The sequence below is a fragment of the Paracoccus sp. MC1854 genome (assembly GCF_014164635.1).
GTDB lineage: Bacteria > Pseudomonadota > Alphaproteobacteria > Rhodobacterales > Rhodobacteraceae > Paracoccus.
The window spans coordinates 202,550-211,307 of record NZ_JACJFU010000005.1; the positions used below are offsets into that span (position 1 = coordinate 202,550).

Annotated in this window: 11 protein-coding genes and 1 pseudogene; 3 read left to right on the forward strand and 9 right to left on the reverse strand. The window is 71.0% G+C overall.

Translation table 11 applies throughout. The features are described from left to right. Positions 1–28: 28 nt before the first annotated feature. Together H5395_RS18815 and H5395_RS06635 are read right to left on the reverse strand one after the other, a co-directional pair. Positions 29–469 (reverse strand): SLC13 family permease, encoded by a 441-nt coding sequence (locus H5395_RS18815; RefSeq protein ID WP_234450767.1) that lies wholly within the window; start codon positions 467–469, stop codon positions 29–31. Next, positions 460–1,803 (reverse strand): SLC13 family permease, encoded by a 1,344-nt coding sequence (locus H5395_RS06635; protein ID WP_234450768.1) that lies wholly within the window; start codon positions 1,801–1,803, stop codon positions 460–462. The genes H5395_RS18815 and H5395_RS06635 overlap by 10 nt, the downstream gene beginning before the upstream one ends. Before the next feature lie 96 nt (positions 1,804–1,899). Here H5395_RS06635 and H5395_RS06640 point away from each other — a divergent pair, with 96 nt between their 5' ends. Then, positions 1,900–2,463 carry a DUF533 domain-containing protein gene (locus H5395_RS06640; protein WP_182791775.1) on the forward strand — a complete coding sequence of 188 codons (564 nt, stop codon included), beginning with the start codon at positions 1,900–1,902 and terminating at the stop codon, positions 2,461–2,463. 486 nt (positions 2,464–2,949) lie between these two features. On the opposite strand, the gene H5395_RS06645 is transcribed toward H5395_RS06640, so the two are convergent. The 6 genes from H5395_RS06645 to H5395_RS06670 are packed head-to-tail and all read right to left on the reverse strand — an operon-like array spanning position 2,950 to position 6,977. Continuing rightward, positions 2,950–3,405: a CBS domain-containing protein gene (locus H5395_RS06645; protein ID WP_182791776.1), complete on the reverse strand. Its 456-nt coding sequence runs from the start codon at positions 3,403–3,405 to the stop codon at positions 2,950–2,952. Continuing rightward, entirely contained in the window at positions 3,402–3,773 is a 372-nt protein-coding gene (locus H5395_RS06650; protein WP_182791777.1) for a response regulator, read from the reverse strand. Before H5395_RS06650 ends, H5395_RS06645 begins: the two co-directional genes overlap by 4 nt. Further along, positions 3,773–4,663, reverse strand: coding sequence for a PleD family two-component system response regulator (locus H5395_RS06655; RefSeq protein ID WP_182791778.1), 891 nt, complete (start codon positions 4,661–4,663; stop codon positions 3,773–3,775). The genes H5395_RS06650 and H5395_RS06655 overlap by 1 nt, the downstream gene beginning before the upstream one ends. A gap of 17 nt (positions 4,664–4,680) precedes the next feature. After that, positions 4,681–5,613, reverse strand: coding sequence for a HAMP domain-containing sensor histidine kinase (locus H5395_RS06660; RefSeq protein ID WP_255440543.1), 933 nt, complete (start codon positions 5,611–5,613; stop codon positions 4,681–4,683). A gap of 24 nt (positions 5,614–5,637) precedes the next feature. Then, a complete protein-coding gene (locus H5395_RS06665; RefSeq protein WP_182791780.1) occupies positions 5,638–6,192 on the reverse strand; it encodes a PAS domain-containing protein in 555 nt (184 codons plus the stop codon). After that, positions 6,189–6,977, reverse strand: coding sequence for a PAS domain-containing protein (locus tag H5395_RS06670; RefSeq protein ID WP_182791781.1), 789 nt, complete (start codon positions 6,975–6,977; stop codon positions 6,189–6,191). Before H5395_RS06670 ends, H5395_RS06665 begins: the two co-directional genes overlap by 4 nt. A gap of 161 nt (positions 6,978–7,138) precedes the next feature. Here H5395_RS06670 and H5395_RS06675 point away from each other — a divergent pair, with 161 nt between their 5' ends. Then, the gene (locus H5395_RS06675; protein ID WP_182791782.1) at positions 7,139–7,522 is read left to right on the forward strand and encodes a hypothetical protein; all 384 of its coding nucleotides are present in this window, start codon (positions 7,139–7,141) and stop codon (positions 7,520–7,522) included. After that, positions 7,428–8,368, forward strand: a pseudogene (locus H5395_RS06680) (MFS transporter); the annotation flags it as partial. The gene H5395_RS06675 and the pseudogene H5395_RS06680, both read left to right, overlap by 95 nt. Here the strand turns inward: H5395_RS06680 and H5395_RS06685 are convergent. Beyond that, the gene (locus H5395_RS06685) at positions 8,334–8,690 is read right to left on the reverse strand and encodes an integrase core domain-containing protein (protein WP_182791802.1); all 357 of its coding nucleotides are present in this window, start codon (positions 8,688–8,690) and stop codon (positions 8,334–8,336) included. The pseudogene H5395_RS06680 and the gene H5395_RS06685 overlap by 35 nt on opposite strands. Between the last annotated feature and the right edge of the window lie 68 nt (positions 8,691–8,758).

Genomic DNA, 8,758 nt, shown 5'->3' on the forward strand with positions numbered 1-8,758 from the left:
TGGAGCCTGGCGACCAGGTTCACCCCCGTCAGCCGCCCAGGCCCCAGATCAGCGCGATCATCGGGGTGCCGACGACCACCATCAGGATCGACAGCGGCAGGCCGAGCCGCCAGTAGTCGCCGAAGCGATAGCCGCCCGGTCCCATGACCAGCGTGTTGCACTGGTGCCCGATGGGGGTCAGAAAGTCGCAGGCCGCGCCCAGGGCCACCGCCATGAGGAAAGGGTCGGGGTTCAGCTCAAGCCGCCCGGCGAGGCTCGCGGCGATGGGGGCCATCACCAGAACGGTTGCGGCGTTGTTAAGGAAGGGCGTCACCGCCATCGCCAGCACGATCATCAGCGCCACCGCGGCCAGTGGCGGCACCTCTCCGGCCACGCGCTGCAGCCCGGCGGCGATCAGGTCCGACCCGCCGGTCGCCTGGATCGCGTTGCTGACCGGGATCAGTGCGGCCAGCAGGACGATCACGGCCATTCGATCGATTGATAGGCCTCGTCCATTGTCATCACGCGCAGCAGCAGCAGCGCCGCCGCACCCGCGAAAGCCACGGCCACGGGGACGACATGGCCGGCAACCAGCACCATCGCCGCGGCCAGGATCAGGATCGGAAGCCAGCTGCGCTTGCGGCTTCCAAGTGCCACGTCGCGCTGGCTCAGGGGCAGGATGCGCAGCTCGCCCAAGGAAGGCGCCAGCCGCTCGGGGGCAGCCTTGAGGATCAGCACATCCCCGACTTCCAGCCGCAGGCGGCGCAGCCTCCGGTTCAGGCGCTGGCCGCGGCGGCTGACGGCAAGAAGCTGCAGCCCGTGGCGGCGCAAAAGCTGCGCCTCGGCCGGGGTGCGGCCGACCAGCACGGAATCGGCGGTGACGACGCCTTCCGCGACCACGCTTTCGTTCTCGTCGGCCTCATCCTCGGCCACCTCCTCGCCTGCCAGACGCAGGCGGGCGCGGGCGACGACGCGCTCCAGGTCCTCGGGCTCGCCGCTCAGCAGCAGCACGTCCTCGGCCTCAAGCGCCTCGTCGGGGCGGGGCGCATGGCGGCGGAAGCGTTCGCGGATCACCATGATCACGCGCAGGCCTCCCTCGGCCAGCGCCTCGAGGTCCGCGACCGTGCGGCCGACGAAGGGAGAGCCTTCGGGCACGCGGGCCTCAGTGGCGCATTCCTCCAGCGTGAAGGCCGCGTCCATGGAGCGGCTGGCCGCGCGCCGGTCGGGCAGCAGGCGATACGCGAAGGACAGGAATACCACGCCCAGCATGGCGATCACGATGCCCACGGGCGTGTAGTCGAACACCCCGAAGGGCTTGCCCAGGATATCCTCGCGCACCTTGGAGACGAGGATGTTGGGCGAGGTGCCCACCAGCGTCACGATCACGCCGATCAGCGAGCCGAAGGCCATGGGCATCAGCATGAGGGACAAGGGCGTCTCCGTACGCCGCGACAGCTGCGCCGCGACCGGCATCATCATGGCCAGCGCTCCCACGTTCTTGGTCACCATCGACAGCACGGTGACTGCCGAAACCAGCACCGTCACCTGCGCCTGCGCGCCCCTGAGGTTTCGCAGCAGGGGCCGCATCGCGGTTTCCACCGCCCCCGACCGTGCCACGGCGGCCGAGACCAGCAGGGCGGTCGCCACGATGATCACCACGTCGTCGCCGAAGCCGGAAAACGCCTCGGCCGCGGGGATGATCCCGATCAGGACGCCGGCCAGCAGGGCCAGCAGGGCGACAAGGTCGTAGGGCAGCCGCCCCCAGATGAACAGGCCGATGGTGACGGCCATCAGTCCGAAGGCAAGCGCTTGATCGAGGGTCAATTCCGGGGTCACTCCGCAAGGGCAGCGCGGAACCGCCGGCCCTCGGACCCGGTTCCACCCGGCATTGACGCAGGGGAGCCTTTGGCGGTGGATATCATGGGATGGCTTTTCCGGGCCTCGCGCTACCGCGACGGCCAGGCCGTGGCACTGCAGGAACCGGCGCTTCACCCGCCCGCATCCGCGCTACCCTCCGGTCCCGCCCCCGACCCCGAGGCACGGCTGGAGGTGGCGCTGGCCACCCGCCTGCTCGACGGCTGGCTGTCGAACGGCCAGCAGCTGCTGGTGCCGCACACGCTGAACTTCCGCGCCATGGGCCCCGGGCAGGCCGCGCTGCTGGTCGAGGTGATGGCCGCCGCTGCCCAGGCCGACGGCGCGGTCGATCCCCGCGAGGCGCAGGCGCTGCCCCAGGTGCTGCGGCGGGTCGGCGCGGACGCCCCCGAGGATGCGCGGCTGGCGGCCGCCCTGGCCGAGCCGCAGAACCTCGGGGCGCTGCTGGCGCGGGTCGAGGTCGAGGGGCTGGCAACCCACGCCTATGCCGCGGCGCTGCTGGCGATCAACCGGCGGGACAGGGTGAACCGTGCCTTTCTGGACTACCTGGCCGGCCGGCTGGGGCTTGCAGCCGAGGTCGCCCGCAGCCTCGAACGCCGCTACCGCGCCTGAAGGGAGCAGGGCGCGCGCGGCACTTTCCGGGCGTCCCGCCCGGTCCCTTCCAGCCGCGTCTCACAGCCCGCGCGAAGGGCCGGGTGCCGCCTGTCCCCCCCTCGGGGCGTCCTGCGGGCTTCCGCCCCTTGGACATCGCGGCCGCGACTTGGCCGGCAGGGGCAAAGGCGACATGCCGTTGCCGCATCATGTTCGATGCGGTGGGCAGCGGCCATTGCCTTGCAGTGGTGGAAGAGGGCAGGGCGCCTGTCATCGGCTGGCGACCCGGCGGCAGATGGAGAAGGCGTCCCTCAAGGAAGGGCCGGGCGGCCGGCCGCAGTTCAGCGCGCAGTCAGATCCCGTTCCCGGATTTGACCAGTCCCTTTCTGCAAGGCCCGGCCGGGCAGCGGACCGCCGTTCAGGGCGCAGGCGCAGTCCGGATCTCAGAACCATGCGGCTCTTCCCGAAACCCCGCAGCCGCCAGTCCGTGCTGCCCGGCCCGCGCCCTCAGCCCTGTGCCGGCGCGGGCGCGGCTTCGGTTCCCGGCCCCTCGGTCAGTTCGCGCAGCGCCGCCTGCACGGTGCCGCGTTCGACCAGCAGGTGGCGGGCAAGGTCGGCCAGTGTCAGCCAGCCGATGACTTTGCCGCCCGCGTCCCGCACGACCAGCCTGCGGATGTGATGGGCGGCCATCAGGTTCATCGCGTCCCGCAGGCTGTCCTCCTCGCCGCAGCCGATCACGGGGCGGGTGGCGATCTCGCCCACCGGCAGCTCGGCGGCCGAGAGGCCGCGGGCGACCACGCGATAAAGGATGTCGCGGTCGGTCACCACGCCCAGCAGGTCCTCGGCCGTCCCCACGGGCAGGGCGCCGACCTCCAGCTCGCCCATCAGCTCGGCGGCCTCGGACACGGGGGCGTCGGCCGGGATGAAGTCGACATGGCGCGCCATGATCTCGCCCACCCTCATGCCGCGGCCCCCAGAGCGGCGTCGATCTGGGTCATCAGGCGCGAGAAGTCGATGGGCTTGGGGTGATAGTCGTCGCAGCCCGCCGCCAGCGCCTTTTCCCGGTCGCCGGCCAGCGCGTGCGCGGTCAGGGCGATGATCGGGATGGCCGCCGTCGCGGGGTCGTCCTTGAGCCGCCGCGCCACCGTCCAGCCGTCCATCACCGGCAGGTTCATGTCCAGCAGGATCACCTGCGACCGGGCCGCCTGCGCAGCGTCCAGCCCTGCCTGCCCGTCATGGGCCAGCGCGACCTCGTGCCCGCGCCGGGCCAGGCGGCGGGACAGGAAGTCCCAGATCTCCGGCGTGTCCTCGACCAGAAGCAGCTTGGCCATCAGCCCTGTCCTTTCACCCGTGCCTTTTCCCGCTCGCCGGCGATGCGCTTCAATTCGTCCAGCAACTCCTCAACGCTCTCCTCGCCCGGCTGGATCACCTGCCGCACCTGGTCGCGCAGGCGGGCGCGGTCCTCGGGCGACAGGCCGCCCTCGGTCAGCGCGATGACGGGGATGCGCCGCAGGTCGGGGTCGCGGCGCAGTTCGCCCAGAAGCGCAAAGCCCCCGACCTGCGGCAGGTCCAGGTTGACGAGGATCAGGTCGGGCCGCCGCTCGGCCATGCGGGCGCGGGCCGGCCCGGCGGCCTCGGCCTGCGCCATCTCCCAGCCCTCGCCTTCCAGCAGGCGGGCGAGTTCCTCGCGCGCGGGGGCGTCGCCCTCGACCAGCAGCGCCAGCCCCGCGGGCGGGGCCGAAGGCAGGCGGTGGCGGTCCACCGTCTCCTTGAGCCGCTGCCAGTCCACGGGCTTGGTCAGGTAGTCGGCCGCCCCCAGCGAATAGGCCAGCCCCGTTTCCCGGATCATCGACACCATGATGACCGGGATCTCGGTCAGATCCGGGTCAGCCTTCAGCGCCGACAGCACCGCCCAGCCATCCATCCGCGGCATCATCACGTCGAGGATGATGGCCGAGGGCGAAATCCCGCGCGCCAGCGCCAGCCCGTCCTGCCCGTTCGCGGCCGTGGCGACCCCCAGCCCGTCGCGACCGAGGAAGCGCACCAGGAGGTCGCGCATATGCGGGTCGTCGTCGATCACCAGCACTTGGCCGCCGGTCGCCTCGCCCACGGCGGGGGCAGCGTCGGAGCCTTCGGGATGGCGCAGGTCGGCGGGCAGGGTCAGGGTGAAGACCGTCTCCATCCCCTCGGCGCTGTCGACGGCGATCGATCCGCCCAGCATCTCGGCGAAGGCCTTGGTCAGGCCAGCCCCAGCCCGGTGCCGCCGAAGCGGCGGGTGGTGGACACGTCGGCCTGGGTAAAGCGCTGGAACAGCTTCTCCTGCTGCTCGGGCGTCATGCCGATGCCGGTGTCGGCCACGCGGAAGACCAGCCGCCCGCCCGTACGCCGGGCGCTCAGCGTCACCTCGCCGCCCTCGGTGAACTTGGCGGCGTTGGACAGCAGGTTGAACAGGCATTGCCGCAGCTTGACCGGGTCGGATTGCATCGCGCCGAGGTCGGGGGCGAGGTCCGCGGCGAAGCGGTTGTCCTTCTTCGCCATCAGCCCCTCGACGGTGGTGCAGACCTCGTCCAGCAGGGGAGCGAGGTCGAAGGCCTCGACCTCGACCTCCATCTTCCCCGCCTCGATCTTGGACAGGTCAAGGACGCCGTTGATCAGCGACAGCAGGTGCCGGGCGCTGACCTCGATCTTGCCCAGGTCCTCGGCCATGTTGCCCGCGGCCTCGCCCAGGTCCTCGGCCTCCTCCTCCAGCAGTTCGGCATAGCCGATGATGGCCGACAGGGGCGTGCGCAGCTCGTGGCTCATGTTGGCGATGAACTGGCTTTTCGCGCGGTTGGCCTCCTCGGCGGCCAGCTTGGCGGCGGCCAGATCCTCCTCGCGCCGCTTCTGCTCGGTCACGTCCCAGGTGATCCCCAGGGCATAGACGCCGCGCCCGAAGGGCCGCCGCTCGACCGAGCCGCGCAGGACCGCCCAACGCACCTCGCCGTCCCGCGTGCACAGGCGGAATTCAAGGTCGAACTCGCCCTGCTCGCGGCGGGCCAGGGCCAGGACCTCGGTCACGCGGGGGGCGTCCCCGGGATGCAGGCGGGCGAGGAAGTCGGCGGCGGGCAGGTCGGCCTCGCCGGGGTGGAGGTCGAGGTCGAAGAGTGCGCAAAAGCCCTCGTCCGCCTCCAGCGTCTCGCGGTCGAGGTCCCAGGTCTAGGACCCGATGCGGGCGACCTGCAGGGCAAAGCGCAAGCGGCGCTCGGCGGCCAGCGCCCGCGCCTCGGCCTGGCGCTGTGCGGTGATGTCGGTGTTGGTGCCGAACCAGCGGGTGATGCGGCCGTCCTCGTCGGGGATCGGGACGGCGCGGGACAGGAACCAGCGATAGCGCCCGTCCTGCCCGCGCAGGGGGAAGGTGTCCTCCCACACGGTCCCGGCCTCGATGGCGGCGCGGTAGGAGGCTTCGGCCCGCTCGACATGGTCGGGGTGATGCAGGGCGCGCCAGCCCCATCCCTCGGCCTGGCCGGGCGTGGTGCCGGTGTAGTCGTGCCAGCGGCAGTTGAACCAGTTGATCGCCCCGGTCGCATCCGTGATCCAGGTCAGTTGCGGCAGGTTCTCGGCGAAGTCGCGGAACTCCTCCTCGCGGTCGCGCAGGGCGGCCTCGGCCCGCCTGCGGCGCAGGTATTGCGCCGCCTGCTGGCCGATGGCCGAGGCGCTGTCGATCAGGTCGTCCCCCGCTTCGACGGGGCGGTCGGCGTAAAGCTCGATCACGCCGAGGACGCGCCGCCCGAGGCGCGCCGGGATGGCCAGCGCCGAAACCAGCCCCGCCGCCCGCGCCGCCGCTTCCCGGCCCTCGGGGGGGTGTGCAGGATCTCGCCTTCCTCCCAGGCGCGGCCGGGCAAGTCCTCGCCGCGGTCGAGCGTCAGGGCCATGGTCTGCCCGGCCAGCGCGCCCGCCTCGAAGCCCGGCGCGGTCCAGCTGGCGGTCGCGGTCAGCTGCCGCTCGCGGTGGCTCACGTCCCAGAAGAAGCCCGCCTGGAAGCCGAGGCTGCCGCCCACCGCCGCCAGAAGGCGGGCAAGCACCTCCTCGGGTTCGGCCATGCCGGCCAGCACACGGCTAACGGTGACCTGCAGCGCCAGCCGGTCCGAGGCCCCGCCCAGCTGCGCAGTATCGACCAGCGTGACCACGCTGCCCGCGATCCGGTCGCCGTCCCGCAGTGGCCAGGCGGAATATTCGGCGGTGAAGAAGCTGCCGTCGCAGCGCCACAGGACCTCGTTCGACAGCCGCACCGCCCGCCCCGTCATGCGGGTGGCGACCATCGGGCAGGCCGATTGCGGATAAGCCGAGCCGTCGGGATGGCTGTGGTGGATCAGGTCGTGCATGTTGCGCCCCAGCACCTCGTCCGCGGCATAGCCCAGCATCGCCAGGCAGGCCGGGTTTGCATAGGTGCAGCGCCCCTCGTCATCGAGGCAGTAGAGCCCGAACCCGAGCGCATCGAGCGCGGCCCGGTCGGGGAAGGGTCCGCAGGCGGTGAGGGCCGGAGTGGCAGGGTCCAAGGTGGCCTCGTGCGGCAAGGATTGGCGGGGCTCGCCTCAACCCGGTGCGCGGCCAGCCGTTCCGGGGAAGTTATGCGGGCGGCGCATTTTGCCCGCGTCAGGAGCCGGGCCGTTCCTCCATGTCGAAAACGCCAGCCGGCATAGGGATGTCGCGTTTCAGAATGGAATCCGTCGGTGTTCGGATCGGTGTCCCGGCAGATCAGCGGCGCAGGCGCTTGTTGGCATTTCCGGCCGAGCCTTTACGGCAGGGCGACGGTGCCTCGCAGAACCATGCCAAGCATGCCGACCTGCTGAAGACCATCCGGAAGATCATCAGCCTGTCCGTGTTCGGCGTGCTTTCATGGCTCTATCTGGACGATAACCCGGCCCGCCAACATGGTGCGGGTTTCTCCCTGATCTGCTCGGGAGCATGGATTGTCCTTCACGGCCGGTACTCGATCTCCGCCCAGGATGGCGACGCTGATGGCATGGGCAGGGATCGCCGCTCTTTCCATGAACGTGTTCCTGCCGTCGCGGCCGGCGATGGCGCGGTATTTCGGCGTTGAATACGGACTGATGCAGTTGTGGGTCTCGGCCTGTCTCGGTGCCTCGGCGGTGGTGCAGTTGCTCGTCGGGCCAATCAGTGATCGCTGGGGACGCCGCCCGGTGATGCTGGGCGCCTTGGCGATCTTCCTGGCTGCGACCGCGGGGACGCTGCTGGCGCCGACCGCGGGTTGGCTCCTGGCCATGCGAATGATCCAGGCGGTGGTGACCACCGGGCCGGTGCTGTCACGCGCCGTCGTGCGCGACATGGTGTCCGGCCCTGCGGTCGCAAGCCGGATCGGCTGTGTCACCATTGGCATGGCGGTCGTCCCGATGCTGCCCCCCGTATTGGGCGGCGCGCTGGATCAATTTTGGGGCTGGAAGGCCAGCTTCACCGCGACGCTCGCCTTGCGGGCCTTCTTCGCTTATCTGGACGGCGCACCGTTCGTGGGCGAGACAGTGTTCCGGCTCACCCCTGCCGAGGTGGGCTACTGGTTTGCCGCGCCTCGGTCGGCTATCTGCTGGGCAACTTCGCTTCAGGCCGCTGGTCGATCCACCTCGGCATGGACCGGATGATCCTGTGGGGCGCAGGGGTGTCGCTGACCGCCGATCTGGCACAGTTGCACCACCCGCTGATGTTCTTCGGGGCAGGAGCGTTCATGGGGCTGGGGAATGGCATGGTCCTGCCGAACGCGAATGCCGGCATGATGAGCGTGCGCCCCTAGTTCGCAGGCACCGCTAGCGGGCTGGAGGGCGCAATGGCGGTCGCGGGCGGGGCGGCGCTTGCCGGCTATTTCCTTGTGTCGGGTGCGGGGGTGACGCCGCTGCTGGTTTTCATGCTGCTGTCCGCACTCGGGTCCTGCCTGGCCTGCCCTGCTGGGGTGGTCCCTTTCCGATCTTGGTGCATGACGGGTGCTGGCGCCATGCTCCGGGTGGCGAAGGCGGTCCCTGCGGGACCTCGGGAGCGGGGGGCCGCTCGCCCGGGGAGGAATGCGGGCGCTTTGTGGTGCAAGGGCGGCGCCCCGCCGCGAGGACGATCTTCGCCGCGGCGAGGCTGCAGAGGATGTCGCCGGTGAGCCGCTCGTCGCGCAGCTTGGCGGTGAAGCTCTCGCAGCGGCCCGTCGTCGGGCAAACAGTCCCCCGGACCGTTTCCTGATCCTCCTCCCTCCCCGGGGGATCCAGGCTCGACAGAGGCCGTTCCGGCGCCGGCCGCGGCGATCCGGTCGCGCAGCGCGGTGGCCACGAACGCCGGGCCGTTG